Raw genomic sequence first — 17,177 nt, 5'->3', positions numbered from 1 at the left:
ACTAGTGTCGAGCGTGAATTTGTTCCCGATTCCGCATGAGGAGACCGCCGTCCGTGGCCACCGATTCCGCCGACCATGTTCGCTCGCCCCTGGATCCCGCGGCGCTCGACGATGCCGTCGTCGCAGCAATCGCAGCCTTTGATGCGGCGTCGACCCTTGAAGAACTGCAGGCGGCCAAGTCTGAACATCTCGGTGAGCGCGCACCGATCTCACTCGCGCGCCGCGAGCTTGGATCGTTGCCAAAGGAAGAGCGCTCCGCGGCAGGCAAATTGGTGAATCAGGTTCGTGGTCGTGCGAGCGCCGCGCTCGACAAGCGCACCGAGGTCTTGACCGCCGAACGCGACGCCGCTGTTCTAGTTGCCGAGGCCATCGACGTCACGTTGCCCAGTGCGCGACGTCCAGTTGGCGCACGGCATCCGGTTACCGTGATCAGCGAGCAAGTCGCCGACATCTTCGTCGGGATGGGCTGGGAGGTCGCCGAGGGGCCCGAGGTGGAGGCAGAACACTTCAACTTCGACGCGCTCAATTTCTTGCCCGACCATCCGGCGCGGTCGATGCAGGACACCTTCTACATCGCGCCGGAGGGGTCCCGGCAGGTGCTGCGCACGCACACGTCGCCGGTGCAGGTACGCGCCATGTTGACCCGCGAATTGCCGATCTATGTGGTGTGCCCCGGCCGGACATTCCGCACCGACGAATTGGACGCTACTCATACGCCGGTCTTCCACCAGGTCGAGGGGCTCGCCATCGACAAGGGACTGACCCTGGCGAATCTGCGCGGCACACTGGACATGTTCGCGAAGACGCTATTCGGTCCGGACACCGTCACCCGTATGAGGGCAAGTTACTTCCCCTTCACCGAGCCGTCCGCCGAGATCGACGTCTGGTTTCCGGCCAAGAAGGGTGGCGCGGGCTGGATCGAATGGGGCGGCTGCGGCATGGTCAACCCGAATGTGTTGCGGGCCAGTGGAATTGATCCCGACGTCTATTCGGGGTTTGCCTTCGGGATGGGTCTCGAGCGCACGCTGCAGTTCCGCACCGAGATCACTGACATGCGTGACATGGTCGAGGGCGACATCCGTTTCACCACGCCGTTCGGCCCGGCCGCCTGAGCGCCGTGGCCACACCGTACTCAACTCATCAGAAACGAAAGTAGAACTCACCGTGCGTGTTCCACAGTCTTGGCTCACCGAAGCCCTGCGGGTCAGTACCCCCGACTGGACGGCGACAGCCGAGGAGATCGACGCGGGATTCGTGCGTGTCGGATTCGAAATCGAAGACATTGAACCGTTCCCGACGATCACCGGGCCGCTGGTCATCGGACGGGTGGAGACCATCGAGGAACTCACCGAGTTCAAGAAGCCGATTCGATTCTGCACCGTCGAGGTGGGGGAAGATTCGCCGCGTGAGATTGTCTGCGGAGCAAGGAATTTCGCGGTCGGTGATTTGATCGTCGCCGCGCTACCGGGCACGGTGCTGCCTGGCCCGTTCGAGATCGCCTCGCGTAAGACCTATGGCAAGACGTCGGACGGCATGATCTGTTCGGTGACCGAATTGGGCATCGGCAACGATCACAGCGGCATTCTGGTGCTAGCGCCGGGTACCGCGGAGCCGGGCGCCGACGCTCGCGAGGTACTGGGATTGGTTGACGTCGCGATTGATGTGAACGTGACACCCGACCGCGGGTACGCATTCTCGATGCGGGGGCTGGGACGTGAGCTCGCAAGCGCTTTCGCGGTGCCCTACGCCGATCCGGCGGCGCAGATCGTGGTCGGCCGCGAGGCGACCGAGGGATGGCCGGTCGAGATTGAATCTAACAGTGCCGCAACGCGATACACGGCGCGAATCATCTCGAACGTCGATGCCTCCGCACCTTCGCCGTGGTGGTTGAGCAAGCGGCTACTCGTCGCTGGAATTCGCCCGATCTCCGGAATTGTCGACGTCACCAATTATGTGATGATCGAACTAGGACAGCCGTTGCACGCCTTCGATGCCGACAAGATCACCGGTGCGATTACCGTGCGCAACGCCACGGCTGGGGAGATGCTGACGACGCTCGATGGCGTCGAACGCAAACTTGATCCCGAGGATGTGGTCATCGCCGACGAGTCGGGTGCGATCGCACTCGCCGGCTTGATGGGCGGCGCGGCGACCGAGGTCGGTCCCGACACGACGCGAGTTCTGTTGGAAGCGGCCACATTCGATCAGGTCCGAGTCTTCCGAACCGGAAAGCGGCACAAGCTTACGTCGGAGGCCAGTAAGCGTTTCGAACGTCTCGTCGATCCGGAGATCACCGCTATCGCTTCGGCGCGCGGCGCCGGGCTTATCGCCGAAATCGCCGGCGGTGTCGTTGCGGACGACTGGACTGATGTGCGGGTCGCACCCACCGAGCCGGTCTCGATCGAGATCGCTGTCGATGCCGTCGATAAGACGGCGGGCAAGACCTACCCGGCGGGGACCACACGCACACGACTGGTCGAGGTCGGATGTGCGGTCACCGACCACGGGGATTGGTTGACGGTGAATCCACCGTCCTGGCGACCGGATCTACGACAGCGCGCCGATCTTGTCGAAGAGGTAGTGAGACTCGAAGGGCTGGAAGACATTCCGGCGATTGTGCCGACCGCGCCAGCCGGGACCGGGTTGACGGCCGCTCAGCGGCGTCGACGCAGCATCGGCCGGACATTGGCGCTTGACGGATTCGTCGAAGTCTTGCCGTTTCCGTTCATGCCGGCCGGAGTGTTCGATGTGTGGGGACTAGCCGACGATGATCCGCGCCGGGCCACGGTGAAGGTGTTGAATCCGTTGGAGGCTGACCGGCCGGAATTAAATACCACCCTCTTGCCGGGGCTGCTGGAGATGACCGTACGCAACATCGCGCGAGGGCAGCGCGATCTGTCGTTGTTCGCGATCGGGCAAATTGTGGAAGGCGTTGTCGGCGAAGCGAAGCCGGTCGTCGGCGCGCTCGATGTGACACGTCGGCCGACCGACGCCGAAATCGCCGAGGTCGATGCCGCGCTACCGCTGCAGCCGGTCCATGTGGCAACTGTTCTTACCGGCCTGCGGGACCCGGCGGGACCGTGGGGCGCCGGGCGAGCCGCCGACGCGACCGACGCATTCGAGGCCGCGCGCACCATCGGCCGAGCCGCCGGCGTCGAGGTGGAACTGGTCGCCGACGCGGAGAAACTGCCGTGGCATCCGGGACGTTGTGCGCGAGTCATAGTGCCGGGCAACGAATCTCGGGGTGAGGTGACCGTAGGTTGGGCGGGCGAGCTGCATCCTGCGGTGCTCGAGCGGGCCGGGCTCCCCAAGGGAACCTGCGCGGTGGAGGTATCGATCGACGACCTACCGCTCGACGTCGTGTTACCGGCGCCAGCGTTGTCGGTATTTCCCGCGGTACTGCAGGATCTCGCGGTCGTCGTCGACGCCGATGTCGCTGCGGGAGACGTGGAAAAGGCGTTACGCGGCGGGGCAGGCGAACTGCTCGAATCGCTGGAACTGTTCGACGTGTTCGTCGGAGAACAAGTAGGTGAGGGGAAGAAGTCGTTGGCGTTCGCGCTCCGTTTCCGTGCCCCCGACCGGACATTGACCGAAGAAGAGGCCAACGCGGCCAAGCTAGCGGCGGTCGATGCGGCGGCGTCGAGCGTCGGGGCGCGGCTGCGGTAGCCGGGGGCGGAATGCAGAGCCGTCGATGAATCAACTTGCACCTTAGTGCATAATGATTCTATGACGACACGGATAGCGGTAGCGGGTGCCAGCGGATATGCCGGTGGCGAAATCCTTCGACTGTTGCTCGGGCATCCGCGATATGCATCTGGCGAGATCGAGATCGGCGCTCTGACCGCGGGCGGCAACGCCGGTACCACCCTGCGTGGGCACCATCCGCATCTGTTGCCGCTGGCCGATGTGGTCTTGCAGGAGACAACCGCCGAAGTCCTCGCTGGACACGACGTCGTATTTCTGGGACTTCCGCATGGAACGTCCGCGGCGATCGCCGATGCATTGCCGCCGACAACCATCGTCATCGACTGTGGCGCTGACTTCCGGCTGTCCGATCCGCAGGACTGGGCCGATTATTACGGCGGCGACCACGCGGGCACCTGGCCCTATGGGCTGCCTGAACTGCCGGGCAATCGCGACCGGCTACGCGATGCTAGCCGGATCGCCGTGCCCGGCTGCTATCCGACCATTTCCATCCTGTCGCTTTTGCCAGCGCTCGCCGCACGCATCGTCGAACCCCACGCGACAATCGTCGGGGTGAGCGGAACGTCGGGGGCCGGGCGGTCGCTGCGTGTCGATTTGTTGGCGTCGGAGGTTATCGGCTCGGCGCGGGCCTATGGCGTCGGCGGTGTGCATCGGCATACCCCGGAAATCTCACAGGCATTGTCGGACGCGGCCGATGAGCCGGTCTCGGTGTCATTCACCCCGGTCTTGGTGCCGATGGCGAGAGGAATCCTCGCCACCTGTACAGCCCGCACCACCGCGAGTGCGGCTGATATCGCCGCCGTATACGAAAAGGCATATGGTGCTGAGCAATTCGTCCATCTGCTGCCCGACGGTGCGCTGCCGTCCACCGGTTCGGTCATCGGATCCAACGCGGTGCAATTATCGGTGACCGTCGATGAGCGGGCCGGAACCATGGTTGCGGTCGGCGCCATCGACAACCTGACCAAGGGCACTGGTGGAGCGGCCGTGCAATCGATGAACCTGGCGCTGGGCTGGGACGAAGCAGAGGGACTGTCAGTGGTCGGAGTCGCACCGTGAAACTTGTTCGGGACCAAGGGGTTACCGCGCCGCTGGGCTTCCGGGCCGCCGGTATTGCCGCGGGTATCAAAGCATCTGGCAAGAGCGACTTGGCGCTGGTCTTCAACGAGGGTCCGGAATACGCGGCTGCCGGCGTATTCACCACAAACAAGGTCAAAGCGGCGCCGGTGCGGTGGAGCGAACAGGTGCTTAAGAGCGCTGCCCTGCGCGCGGTGATCCTCAACTCGGGCGGCGCCAACGCGTGTACCGGCCCGGCGGGTTTTCAGGATACGCACGCGACCGCCGAAAAGGTTGCCGCCGAGTTATCGAACTGGGGAACCGAAACGGGCGCAATCGAAGTCGCGGTATGTTCGACCGGTCTGATCGGCGATCGACTGCCGATGGACAAGGTCCTCGCGGGTGTCACCGAGATCGTGCACGAGATGGCTGGCGGCCTCTCCGGCGGCACCGACGCCGCCTACGCCATCATGACCACCGACACCGTGCCGAAACAGGCGGCCCTCCATCACGACGGAGGCTGGAACGTCGGTGGGATGGCCAAAGGCGCCGGCATGCTCGCGCCGGCGCTGGCCACCATGCTGGTTGTCCTCACTACCGACGTGAAAGTTAGTGCAGCCCAACTTGATACGGCGCTGCGACGGGCGACCGCGCGGACCTTCGACCGTCTCGACGTCGACGGCGCGACCTCGACGAACGATACGGTGCTTCTGCTTTCGTCGTGTGCCAGCGAGAAGGTGCCGACCCAGGAGGAGCTCGACGCCGCGATCCTGGCCGTTTGCGACGACCTTGCCGAGCAACTCATGGCCGACGCTGAAGGGGTGACCAAACGCATCGTCATCACCGTTCGCGGTGCTGCCAGCGAAGAAGACGCGCTAATCGGCGCCCGGACGATCGCGCGCGACTCGCTGGTCAAGACCGCATTATTTGGCTCCGACCCTAACTGGGGCCGCGTGCTGGCGGCAATCGGCATCGCGCCGATCACGCTCGACCCGGACACGATCATGGTGTCTTTCAATGGATCTCCGGTCTGTGTGGACGGCATGGGCGCCGAGGGAGCCCGGGAAGTTGACCTTTCCGGTGCGGATATCGTCGTCGATGTGGATCTCAAAGTTGGTGACGCCACCGCGTCCATTCGCACGACGGACCTGTCGCATGGATATGTCGAAGAGAACTCGGCGTACTCGTCATGACAGCATCACTTACCGCACTTGATAAGGCGAATGTCCTCGCCGAGGCGCTGCCAGCACTCCAAAGTCTGCAGGGCGCAACGGTTGTGGTGAAATACGGCGGAAACGCGATGGTCGACGACGAGTTGAAGACCGCGTTCGCCGCCGACATGGTGCTGTTGCGTGCCTGTGGGATCCATCCGGTCGTGGTGCACGGCGGTGGCCCGCAGATCTCCGCGATGCTCAAACGTCTTGGGTTACAAGGGGAATTCCGTGGTGGATTCCGCGTGACCACTCCCGAGGTGATGGATGTCGCCCGGATGGTGCTGTTCGGGCAGGTCGGTCGTGAACTGGTCGGCTTGATCAATTCGCACGGACCCTACGCGGTCGGCATCAGCGGCGAAGACGCACATCTATTCACCGCGACGCGGCGCACGGTCGACGTCGACGGTGTCGCCACCGATATCGGCTTGGTCGGCGACGTGACGTCGGTCAACACCTCCGCTGTCACCGATCTCGTTGCGGCCGGCCGAATTCCGGTGGTCTCGACAATCGCTCCCGATCGCGACGGGGTGGTCCACAACATCAACGCCGACACCGCGGCGGCTGCGTTGGCGGAAGCGTTGGGTGCGGCGCGTCTAGTAGTGCTGACAGATGTCGAAGGGCTCTACACAGACTGGCCCGATCAGTCGTCACTGGTCGACCAGATCACTACCGAGGAACTGGCGCAACTGCTTCCGCGACTCGACGCTGGGATGGTGCCCAAGATGGAGGCATGCCTCCGTGCGGTCATCGGTGGGGTGGAACGTGCCCATGTCATCGACGGGCGAGTGCCGCATTCGGTGATCGCCCAATTGCTTACATCAGCTCAGATCGGAACCGTGGTCGTGGAAAATAGCGGAGGGCACCAAAAGTGACGACGCAGGAATGGCAGCGGCGGTGGTCGGCCGCGATGATGAACAACTACGGCACGCCACCGGTCGCGCTAGTCAGTGGGGAAGGCGCGGTAGTCACCGATGCCGACGGCGCACAATACCTCGACCTTCTCGGGGGAATCGCGGTCAACGCCCTCGGACATGGCGACCCGGCACTCGTCGAAGCGGTATCGAAACAGCTTGCGACACTTGGTCACACGTCGAATCTTTACATCACCGAACCCGGCGTCGAGCTTGCCGAGCGGTTGCTGGACAAGTTCGGGCATCCGGGCCGGGTGTTCTTCTGCAACTCCGGAACCGAGGCGAACGAGGCCGCGTTCAAACTGGCGCGCCTAACCGGCAGACCAGAGATCGTCGCGGCCGAGAAGGCATTTCACGGCCGCACGATGGGCGCACTCGCGATGACCGGGCAGCCCGGTAAGCGAGATCCGTTCGAGCCGATGCCGGCCGGTGTGAAGTTTGTGCCGTATGGCGATGCGACAGCCCTCGACGAGGCCGTCACCGACAAGACAGCGGCAGTCATTCTCGAACCGATCATGGGCGAGAGTGGAGTCGTGGTACCGCCTGCCGATTATTTGGCGCAGGCACGGCGGATTACCGCCGAACGTGGCGCATTACTGATCTTTGATGAGGTTCAGACCGGAATCGCCCGTACCGGGACGTTTTTCGCACATCAATCCGCGGGTGTGGTTCCGGACGTGATGACTCTCGCCAAGGGCCTGGGTGGCGGTTTGCCGATCGGCGCGGTTATTGCCACGGGTGGATCGGATGACGCCGCTGCCGATCTCTTCGCCCCTGGGATGCACGGCACCACATTTGGCGGTAATCCGGTCTGTACCGCTGCGGCGCTTGCCGTGCTGAACCGCATCGATGAGCTTGATCTGTGTAATCATGTTGCGGCGGTGGGGAAGTCAATCGTCGCGGGTATCGAAGAGCTTCAAGACCCGGCCATCGACCATGTGCGTGGCGCTGGGCTGCTCATTGGCGTCGTGCTGACTTCGGAAATCGCCAAGGCGACCGAGTTGCGCGCACGGGAGTCCGGGTTCTTGATCAACGCTCCGGCACCGAATGTACTGAGGCTCGCGCCGCCACTGATATTGACCGAGGAACAGGGTGCGACCTTTGTCGCGGCCCTGCCCAAACTGTTGCATGCCGCAGCCCAAGGAGTGCATCCATGACCCGTCATTTTCTTCGTGACGATGACCTCACGCCCGCCGAGCAAGCTGAAGTCCTTACTCTCGCAGCGGAATTGAAAGCGGCGCCGTTTTCGCGGCGGCCGTTGGAGGGGCCGCGCGGGGTCGGGGTGCTTTTCGATAAGAACTCCACCCGAACGCGATTCTCCTTCGAGGTCGGTATCGCGCAACTGGGTGGGCACCCGGTAGTTGTCGATAGCGGTAGTACCCAGCTGGGCCGGGACGAGACATTCGCCGACACCGGTGCGGTGCTATCCCGGTATGTCGACGCGGTGGTGTGGCGCACCTTCGGCCAGGATCGACTCGAGGCGCTTGCCGCTGGCGCCTCGGTTCCGGTGATAAACGCGTTGTCGGATACTTTTCATCCGTGTCAGGTTCTCGCCGACCTCCAGACGATTATCGAGCACAAAGGCCGGACCGCCGGATTGTCGATGACCTACCTCGGCGATGGCGCGAACAACATGGCGCATTCGTTGCTGCTCGGTGGGGTAACAGCCGGAATCAACGTGACGGTGGCCGCACCGGAAGGATTCATTCCGGACCCGGCGGTGCTGCGTTCCGTACGCGAACGCGCGGCACAGACCGGGGCAACCGCGAAGGTTCTAGTCGACCCGGTCGAGGCGGTCACCGGCGCCGACGTCGTCGTGACCGATACCTGGACGTCGATGGGGCAGGAAGATGACGGTCTCGATCGGATCGGACCGTTCCGGCCCTATCAAATCAATGACGAGTTGCTCGCCCACGCTGCAGACGACGCGATAGCCCTGCATTGCCTGCCGGCGCATCGCGGTGAGGAGATCACCGACGCCGTCATCGACGGGCCGGCCAGTGTGGTCTTCGACGAGGCCGAGAATCGTTTGCACGCGCAGAAGGCGCTGCTCACCTGGCTACTTGAGAACCAAGACAGATGACTACCGAAGAGCAACCAGCTCCGCTCGCTGCGACGCGGGCAGGGCGGCACGCTCGGATCATCGCGATTCTGTCGCAGCAACAGGTGCGGTCGCAGTCCGAACTCGCGAATCTGCTCGCCGCGGAAGGAATCGATGCCACCCAGGCGACACTCTCGCGGGATCTGGACGAACTCGGCGCGGTCAAGCTGCGAGCCCCGGACGGCGGCGTCGGCGTCTACGTGGTGCCCGAGGACGGCTCGCCGGTTCGGGGGGTGTCCGGCGGCACCGACCGGCTCGCCCGACTGCTGGGCGAACTGTTGGTATCGGCGGACGCGAGCGGAAATCTGGCCGTGTTGCGCACCCCGCCCGGAGCCGCGCAGTACCTGGCCAGTGCGCTGGATCGAGCCAGCCTGCCCGACATCGTCGGCACCATCGCGGGCGACGACACCGTCTTCGTCGTCGCCCGGGAACCGGCCGACGGAGCCACCTTGGTGGCATGGATAGACGGATTGATCTGAGCCACCCCTACCCGCCGTCGGAGACGCCGTGGCAGGACCGCACAATAGAACACAAGCACAACCGATTCAAGAACTACTTCAAGGAGTTGCAGCACCAATGGCTGAACGCGTCGTACTCGCATATTCCGGTGGACTCGACACTTCCGTCGCGATCAGCTGGATTGGTAAGGAGACCGGCAAGGAGGTCGTCGCCGTGGCCCTCGACCTCGGTCAGGGTGGCGAGGATATGGAGGTCGTGCGTCAGCGCGCGATCGACTGTGGCGCGGTCGAGGCCGTTGTCGTCGATGCCCGCGACGAGTTCGCCGACGAATACTGCCTGCCGGCGATCAAGGGCAATGCCCTCTACATGAACCGGTACCCACTCGTCTCGGCGCTGTCCCGGCCGCTGATCGTCAAGCACCTGGTCACCGCGGCCCGCGATCACGGCGGCACCGTCGTGGCCCACGGTTGTACGGGCAAGGGCAATGACCAGGTTCGCTTCGAGGTCGGATTCGCTTCTCTAGCACCGGATCTCGACGTTATCGCGCCAGTCCGCGACTATGCCTGGACCCGCGAAAAGGCGATCGCGTTCGCCGAAGAGAACGCCATCCCTATCACGGTGTCCAAGAAGTCGCCGTTCTCGATCGACCAGAATGTCTGGGGCCGCGCGGTGGAGACTGGCTTCCTCGAGGACTTGTGGAACGCGCCGACCAAGGACGTCTACGACTACACCGAAGACCCCACCGCCAACTGGAATACCGCCGACGAATTGGTCATCACCTTCGACAAGGGCCGGCCCGTCGCCATCGACGGCCGCCCGGTGAGTGTGCTGGGGGCCATCGAGGAGTTGAACCGCCGTGCTGGCGCTCAGGGTGTCGGTCGCCTCGATGTCGTCGAAGACCGCTTGGTGGGCATCAAGAGCCGTGAGGTGTACGAGGCGCCGGGCGCGATGGTTCTGGTGACCGCACACGAAGAGCTCGAGCATGTGACGCTCGAACGCGAACTGGGTCGCTTCAAGCGTCGCACCGACGCCGAATGGGCCGAACTCGTCTACGACGGCCTGTGGTTCTCGCCGCTGAAGCGGTCGCTCGACGCATTCGTCGACTCGACCCAGGAGCATGTCTCCGGTGAGATCCGGCTGCAGCTTCACGGTGGCGCGATCATCGTCAACGGCCGCCGCAGTAACGAATCGCTGTACGACTTCAACCTCGCCACCTACGACGAGGGCGACAGCTTCGACCAGTCGGCTGCTCGCGGTTTCGTTGAGTTGCACGGACTTTCGTCCAAGATCGCGGCCCGCCGGGATCTGAACCTGTGAGTTCCGACGCCGATCCGACGTCGGGTACCAACGAAGGCGCACTCTGGGGCGGGCGATTCGCGGACGGCCCGGCCGCCGCGATGGCCGCATTGAGTAAGTCGACACATTTCGACTGGGCACTCGCGCCGTTCGACGTCACGGCGTCGAAGGCGCATGCCCGCGTCTTGAATAGTGCTGGGCTGCTGAGTGATTCGGACCTGGTGGCGATGCTCGCGGGACTCGATCAGCTTGCCGCCGACGTTGCCGACGGCAGCTTTGGTCCAGCCGAATCCGACGAGGACGTACACGGCGCACTCGAACGCGGACTGATCGATCGCGTGGGTGCGGAGTTGGGCGGTCGGTTACGCGCCGGGCGGTCACGCAACGATCAGGTCGCGACGCTGTTCCGTATGTGGCTGCGCGATGCGATGCGGCGTGTCGGTGCAGGGGTACTCGGTGTTGTCGAAGCGCTTGTGGCACAGGCAGCTTCGCATCCCGACGTCGTCATGCCGGGCAAGACACATTTGCAGGCCGCACAGCCGGTGCTGCTGGCTCATCAATTGTTGGCTCATGCCCAGCCGCTGTTGCGTGACCTGGATCGGCTGGCCGACGCCGACCGTCGAACGGCGGTGTCGCCCTACGGTTCTGGCGCACTGGCCGGATCGTCGTTGGGGCTGGACCCGGCGGCGATCGCGGCAGATCTCGGCTTTGGTGGTCCGGCGGAAAATTCCATCGATGCGACGTCGGCGCGGGACTTCGCCGCCGAAGCCGCCTTTGTCTTCGCGATGATCTCGGTTGACCTCTCCCGGCTGAGTGAAGAGATCATCCTATGGAGCACACCGGAATTCGGCTACGTGACGCTCGCTGATGCCTGGTCGACGGGATCGTCGATCATGCCGCAGAAGAAGAATCCGGATGTCGCCGAATTGTCTCGTGGCAAGAGTGGCCGCCTGATTGGCAATCTCACCGGGTTGCTGGCAACGCTCAAGGCTCAGCCGCTGGCCTATAACCGCGACCTACAAGAGGACAAGGAACCGCTGTTCGACTCGGTGGCGCAGTTAGAGTTGCTGCTGCCCGCCATGACCGGTCTGGTTGCCACCCTCACCTTCCATGCCGAGCGGATGGCCGAGCTGGCCCCGGCCGGATTTACCCTTGCGACTGATATCGCTGAATGGCTTGTGCGGCAAGGTATTCCGTTCCGCGTCGCCCATGAGGTGGCGGGTGCGTGTGTGCGTGCCGCAGAAGAAGCCGGTACCGATTTGGCCGGGCTGTCCGACGATCAGCTCGCCGCGATCAACCCTGCGCTGACACCGCAGGTCCGCGAGGTCCTGTCGGTGCGCGGCTCCATCGAGTCGCGAGACGCGCACGGCGGAACGTCGTCGTCGCAGGTAGCCCGGCAGCTCAGGGTAGTGGAAGAACAGCTCGTCGCATTGCGCGCCGCGTTCGGCTAAGTATCGGTAATTGTCCAGGCCACGGCCCGAACAGCACGTTTGTCGGCACGGACGTCTGGGCGGTAATCGGACGCTTGTACAGTAACGGTGATGTAGGTCACGTCCAGGTCGCGCTTAGGAGTGTGAGCGCGCCGAGGTGAGGGGTTTTACAAGTGAACTTTTCGATCTTGCCCAGCGTCGGGAGTGCGGTCGATCGAGTTGTCGCGACCGCGCAGAACGGCTTGGAAGTGCTTCGCCTCGGCGGCCTCGACACCGGGACCCAACCGGCGCCGTTCCAGATCGTGGAGACCGAGAATATGTTCCGGCTTCGCCGGTATTTTCCCGATGATCCCGGTACCGGACCCCACGTAGTTTTGGTGCCGCCGATGATGGTGTCGGCCAACGTTTACGACGTCACCGAGCACAACGGCGCGGTTTCTATCCTGCACGAGGCCGGCATCATCCCGTGGGTCATCGACTTCGGGTCGCCCGACCGTGAAGTTGGCGGTATGGAACGTACGCTCGCCGATCACATTGTGGCGGTGAGCCGGGTTATCGACATCGTTCACGAAACGGTGGGTCGTGATGTCCATCTGGGTGGTTACTCACAGGGTGGCATGTTCGCCTATCAGACCGCGGCATACCGCCGGTCGAAGGGGATCGCGAGTCTGATCACCTTCGGTTCGCCGGTCGACGTGCTCGGCGCGTTGCCGTTGGGACTGCCGGCCAATTTGGTGGCACCGGGCGCCGAATTCATGGCGGACAAGATCCTGCCGCATGTCACCATGCCGAGTTGGATGGCTCGGGCCGGCTTCCAGCTGGCTGATCCGGTCAAAACCGCGAGAAGCCGGATCGATTTCTTGCGGCGGCTCCACGACCGTGACGCCTTGCTGCCGCGCGAAGACCAGCGGCGCTTCATCGAAGCTGACGGTTGGGTGGCGTGGTCGGGGCCCGCTATCGCCGAATTGCTGCGCCAGTTCGTCGTGCACAACCGCATGGTGTCGGGCGGCTTCGTCATCAATGGTGATCTGGTATCACTGGCCGAAATCACTTGTCCCGTACTGGCTTTCGTGGGGGAGGCCGACGATATCGGCCAGCCTAAGGCGGTACGTGGCATTCTGCGGGCGGCGCCGAGCGCAGATGTCTACGAATCGCGGGTGCCGGTCGGACACTTTGGTCTGGTCGTCGGTTCGACGGCGGGGGCCCAAACCTGGCCCACGACGTCGGAGTGGATCAACTGGCAGGAAGGCGACGGCGAGAAGCCCGAGCGCATGGGATATATGCGCGAGGTCGAAGCCGGCAAATCCGGTGGCGGGGTGAGTCTGTCCTCGCGGCTGACGCATGGACTGGGAGCGGTTGCCGACGCCGGCGCCGCAGCGGGCCGCGAAGTGTTCGAGGCGGCCAGTTCGATCCAGCGCACATCGCTCGCGGTCGCCCAAGAATCGGTGCGCACCGTGCCTCGGCTGTTCCGGCTCGGTCAGATTCAGTCGGGGACTCGCATCTCCCTCGGCAAGCTCATGTCGGAGAACAATAAGCGCGCCAAGCACAGCGAATTGTTCCTGTTCGAGAACCGGGTACTGACGCACGCACAGGTCAATACGCGTATCGACAATGTCGTCGCGGGTTTGATCTCGTGTGGGATCCGTCCCGGTCAGCACATTGGGGTCTTGATGGATACCCGGCCCAGTGCACTGGTGGTCGTCGCCGCGCTCTCTCGTATCGGCGCCGTGTCGGTGATGCTCTCGGGCGAGTGGAATCTCGAGGAGATGCTGCGCATGGCCGACACCCGGATCATCGTGACCGATCCCAGTCATCTCGACGTCGCCGTCGAACATTCTAAGAATGTTCTCGTCCTCGGCGGCGGTAGCGGCGATTCGCGCGCGATCGCCCAGGCCGACGGCAACACGATCATCGACATGGAGCAGATCGACCCGGCCGCGGTGGAGATTCCGTCGTGGTATCGCCCCGATCCGGGCTTGGCCGGTGACCTGGCGTTCGTCCTGTTCACCCGGGCTGGCGGAAAACTCTCCCGCTGGCCCATTACCAACCACCGGTTCGCCATGTCGGCATTCGGCGCGGCGTCGGCTGCCGGCCTGACGTCGGGGGATACGGTCTACTGCCTGCCGCCACTCCATCACGCATCCGGCCTACTCACGACGCTCGGCGCGACGGTTGCCGGACGTTCGAGGATCGCGCTTTCCGACGGCGTCGACGCCACCACATTCACCACCGAGGTACATCGGTACGGCGTTACCGTCGTGTCGTATACGTGGTCGATGATGCGAGAGATCATTCGGTCGCCCAAGTTCTCGATCAACCAGCACAACCCGATTCGCCTGTTCATGGGGTCGGGTATGCCGCCGGGGTTGTGGGAGGAAGTACTCGACAGTTTCCCGCGGGCGAAGGTCCTGGAGTTCTTCGCGACAGCCGATGGATCGGCGATCTTGGCCAACGTGGCGGGCGACAAGATCGGGTCGATGGGACAGGCGCTGCCGGAGACGAATCCGGTGCAGATCGCTGGCGTCGACCCGGTACGGGAGTCGCTTGAAGTCGGCGACAACGGGTATGTGCGACGCGCCAACGTCGACGAGGTTGGCGTCCTATTGTCGCGCGCCCGGCAGCGTTTCGAGAGTTCATCGACGGTCCTGCGCGATGTGTTCTCGTCGCATGACCGCTGGGAGCTTTCCGGGCATCTCTTCCGGCAAGATCCCGATGGCGACTATTGGTACATGGGCACCGCGGCCGCGGTCGTGCGGTCGGCTGACGGGTATGTCTTTTTGCCGCCAATCGAGGACGCCCTCTCGCGGGTGAAGGCGATTGACCAGGTGGTGGCCTACGTCGTCGGCGAACCGGGTGAGCAGACTGCGATCGCCGCGATTACCGTGCGGACGTCCGACGAGGGGCAGCCGAATAAGGCGGATTCGATCACCGTCACGCAACTACGCACGGCGTTGGGTGGATTACCCGCGAAACAACGCCCGCACATCATCTGCCTGGTCGACGAGATTCCGGTGTCGGAGTCATACCGGCCACTGTGGGTTGAGATGGCCAAACGCGGCGTGCCCGCTCCCGGCCCGCGAGTCTGGTACCGCGACGAAGGAGGTCGCTACCGTCGGTATACGAAATCCGCGGCCGCCCAACTACAGTGGGGCGCAAGTAAGTAGCTCGACGCTCTTTTCATCCGCCCGAAGAAAGTCAGGGGATTCCCGATGCCGACAGAAACTTCCTCGCGTGCAGCGAAGATTGATCCCATCGTTCGTGAAAGACTCGTCTGCCCACAGGATCAAGGGCCGTTACTCGATGCCGGGGATGAGCTGTACAACCCGCGTATGCAGGTGGCCTACCGGATTGACGACGACGGCATACCGGTGATGCTCGCCGACGAGGCGCGGTCGGTCGACGAGGCCGAACATCAGCGGCTCATCGGCTAAGGGCAAAATAGGTCGCGTGATTCTCGAAGGCGCCCAGCAGGCAACCGCGACCGACATCATCGATGAACTTGAGTGGCGCGGGCTAATCGCCCAATCGACCGATCTCGACGAATTACGCGCGGAGATCGCCAAGGGGCCGATCACGCTATACGCGGGTTTTGACCCGACGGCGTCGAGTCTGCATGCCGGTCACTTGGTTCCGCTGTTGACGTTGAGTCGGTTCCAGCAGGCTGGCCACCGTCCGATCGTGCTGGCCGGTGGTGCGACCGGACTCATCGGCGACCCTCGCGATGTGGGGGAGCGAACGATGAACTCGGCCGATACCGTCGCCGAGTGGGCGCAGCGGATCGATGCGCAGTTGCGTCGATTCGTGCGCCTCGAGGAGTCCGATGACGACACTCAGTCTGGTGCGATAGTTGCCAACAACATGGACTGGACCGGGCCACTGTCCACGATCGAATTCCTGCGTGATGTTGGCAAGCACTTCTCGGTCAACGTGATGCTCGCGCGCGACACGGTGAAGCGTCGGCTCGAGTCCGACGGCATCAGCTACACAGAATTCAGTTACATGCTCTTGCAGGCGAATGACTACTTGCAGCTGAACCGCCGGTATGGGTGCGCATTGCAGATCGGCGGATCCGATCAGTGGGGAAATATCGTCGGTGGCGTGGACCTGACACGTCGGGTCGACGGAGCCGCGGTTCACGCCTTGACGGTTCCCTTGGTGACGTCGTCGGACGGTAAGAAGTTCGGAAAGTCGACGGGCGGCGGTAGTTTATGGCTCGACGCCGAGCTAACCAGTCCATACGCCTGGTACCAGTACTTCGTGAATACGGCCGACGCCGATGTGGTCCGATACCTGCGCTGGTTTACGTTCCTTACCCGCGACGAGATCGCCGAGTTGGAGTTGGCAACCGAGGAGACTCCGCATCTACGTCGGGCGCAACGAACGTTGGCCGCGGAAATGACCACGCTGATCCACGGTGCGGATCAGACCGCGGCCGTCGAGCAGGCGAGCGCAGCGTTGTTCGGACGGGCCGAATTGGCCGGCTTGGACGAGGCGACCATCGCCGCGGCGTTGGGGGAGACGACGGTTGCGAAGTACCCGACCGGCGCTGAGCCGACGCTGGTGCAGATCATGGTCGACAGTGGTCTGGCCGACGGAAACAAGGCCGCTCGTCGTGCGATTGGTGAGGGTGGGGCGTACGTGAACAACGAGAAGATCGTGGACCCGGACTGGACGCCCGCGGTCGGAGACCTTCTGCATGGTCAGTGGCTAGTCGTCCGTCGGGGCAAGAAGACCTTCGCGGGCGCTCGCTTCCTAGACACTGACTCGTAACATTTGCGCGCCTCTGACCAGGCGATTTGACACCCTGTTCGTTTCTGCGTAACTTATTCAACGCACCACGACGAGCCACTCACTCCGGTCCTAGTGATTAGGGGTGAGTGAGTGTGTCTGGTAGAGTGACCTAGTCACTCCGCTGATGTGAGTGCCAGCCCCGAGAACAGAACGTAAGCATTGGCTTGCGCGCTGGGGCAGCCTGCAGGATCCGTACCGACCAAGTACGTCCAGT

Annotated in this window: 13 protein-coding genes; all 13 read left to right on the top strand. The window is 63.5% G+C overall.

Annotation, left to right across the window (positions count from 1 at the left end; translation table 11 throughout):
• Positions 1-35 precede the first annotated feature (35 nt).
• The 13 genes from pheS (at position 36) to tyrS (ending at position 16,942) form a co-directional block, all read left to right on the top strand.
• A complete protein-coding gene (gene pheS, locus GOEFS_RS12745) occupies positions 36-1,112 on the top strand; it encodes a phenylalanine--tRNA ligase subunit alpha (RefSeq protein WP_085949527.1) in 1,077 nt (358 codons plus the stop codon).
• 52 nt (positions 1,113-1,164) lie between these two features.
• A complete protein-coding gene (pheT, locus tag GOEFS_RS12740; protein WP_007318329.1) occupies positions 1,165-3,666 on the top strand; it encodes a phenylalanine--tRNA ligase subunit beta in 2,502 nt (833 codons plus the stop codon).
• Between the two features lie 60 nt (positions 3,667-3,726).
• Positions 3,727-4,764 carry an N-acetyl-gamma-glutamyl-phosphate reductase gene (argC, locus tag GOEFS_RS12735; protein WP_007318328.1) on the top strand — a complete coding sequence of 346 codons (1,038 nt, stop codon included), beginning with the start codon at positions 3,727-3,729 and terminating at the stop codon, positions 4,762-4,764.
• Positions 4,719-5,954, top strand: coding sequence for a bifunctional glutamate N-acetyltransferase/amino-acid acetyltransferase ArgJ (argJ, locus tag GOEFS_RS12730; RefSeq protein ID WP_050949895.1), 1,236 nt, complete (start codon positions 4,719-4,721; stop codon positions 5,952-5,954). The genes argC and argJ overlap by 46 nt, the downstream gene beginning before the upstream one ends.
• Positions 5,951-6,847, top strand: coding sequence for an acetylglutamate kinase (gene argB / locus GOEFS_RS12725; protein WP_007318326.1), 897 nt, complete (start codon positions 5,951-5,953; stop codon positions 6,845-6,847). The genes argJ and argB overlap by 4 nt, the downstream gene beginning before the upstream one ends.
• A gap of 35 nt (positions 6,848-6,882) precedes the next feature.
• Positions 6,883-8,043, top strand: coding sequence for an acetylornithine transaminase (locus GOEFS_RS12720; RefSeq protein ID WP_245549841.1), 1,161 nt, complete (start codon positions 6,883-6,885; stop codon positions 8,041-8,043).
• Positions 8,040-8,969 carry an ornithine carbamoyltransferase gene (gene argF, locus GOEFS_RS12715; protein WP_007318324.1) on the top strand — a complete coding sequence of 310 codons (930 nt, stop codon included), beginning with the start codon at positions 8,040-8,042 and terminating at the stop codon, positions 8,967-8,969. Before GOEFS_RS12720 ends, argF begins: the two co-directional genes overlap by 4 nt.
• A complete protein-coding gene (locus tag GOEFS_RS12710; RefSeq protein WP_007318323.1) occupies positions 8,966-9,466 on the top strand; it encodes an arginine repressor in 501 nt (166 codons plus the stop codon). Before argF ends, GOEFS_RS12710 begins: the two co-directional genes overlap by 4 nt.
• Positions 9,467-9,563: 97 nt before the next feature.
• A complete protein-coding gene (locus GOEFS_RS12705; RefSeq protein WP_007318322.1) occupies positions 9,564-10,763 on the top strand; it encodes an argininosuccinate synthase in 1,200 nt (399 codons plus the stop codon).
• Positions 10,760-12,193: an argininosuccinate lyase gene (gene argH / locus GOEFS_RS12700; protein ID WP_007318321.1), complete on the top strand. Its 1,434-nt coding sequence runs from the start codon at positions 10,760-10,762 to the stop codon at positions 12,191-12,193. Before GOEFS_RS12705 ends, argH begins: the two co-directional genes overlap by 4 nt.
• Positions 12,194-12,345: 152 nt before the next feature.
• Positions 12,346-15,336, top strand: coding sequence for an AMP-binding protein (locus tag GOEFS_RS12695; RefSeq protein WP_007318320.1), 2,991 nt, complete (start codon positions 12,346-12,348; stop codon positions 15,334-15,336).
• Between the two features lie 45 nt (positions 15,337-15,381).
• Positions 15,382-15,603 (top strand): Trm112 family protein, encoded by a 222-nt coding sequence (locus GOEFS_RS12690; protein WP_007318319.1) that lies wholly within the window; start codon positions 15,382-15,384, stop codon positions 15,601-15,603.
• A gap of 16 nt (positions 15,604-15,619) precedes the next feature.
• Positions 15,620-16,942: a tyrosine--tRNA ligase gene (tyrS, locus tag GOEFS_RS12685; protein WP_007318318.1), complete on the top strand. Its 1,323-nt coding sequence runs from the start codon at positions 15,620-15,622 to the stop codon at positions 16,940-16,942.
• The last annotated feature ends 235 nt before the right edge of the window (positions 16,943-17,177 follow it).

The organism is Gordonia effusa NBRC 100432, assembly GCF_000241305.1.
In the GTDB taxonomy this organism is placed as follows: domain Bacteria; phylum Actinomycetota; class Actinomycetes; order Mycobacteriales; family Mycobacteriaceae; genus Gordonia; species Gordonia effusa.
Note: the sequence above shows the minus strand (reverse complement) of the source record. Positions and strands in the feature narration are given on the sequence as shown.

Coding starts and splice junctions, on each gene's coding strand:
- GOEFS_RS12705 (WP_007318322.1), top strand. CDS start 9,564: ATGGCTGAACGCGTCGTACTCGCATATTCCGGTGGACTCGACACTTCC.
- argF (WP_007318324.1), top strand. CDS start 8,040: ATGACCCGTCATTTTCTTCGTGACGATGACCTCACGCCCGCCGAGCAA.
- GOEFS_RS12690 (WP_007318319.1), top strand. CDS start 15,382: ATGCCGACAGAAACTTCCTCGCGTGCAGCGAAGATTGATCCCATCGTT.
- argB (WP_007318326.1), top strand. CDS start 5,951: ATGACAGCATCACTTACCGCACTTGATAAGGCGAATGTCCTCGCCGAG.
- pheS (WP_085949527.1), top strand. CDS start 36: ATGAGGAGACCGCCGTCCGTGGCCACCGATTCCGCCGACCATGTTCGC.
- GOEFS_RS12710 (WP_007318323.1), top strand. CDS start 8,966: ATGACTACCGAAGAGCAACCAGCTCCGCTCGCTGCGACGCGGGCAGGG.
- argC (WP_007318328.1), top strand. CDS start 3,727: ATGACGACACGGATAGCGGTAGCGGGTGCCAGCGGATATGCCGGTGGC.
- GOEFS_RS12720 (WP_245549841.1), top strand. CDS start 6,883: ATGATGAACAACTACGGCACGCCACCGGTCGCGCTAGTCAGTGGGGAA.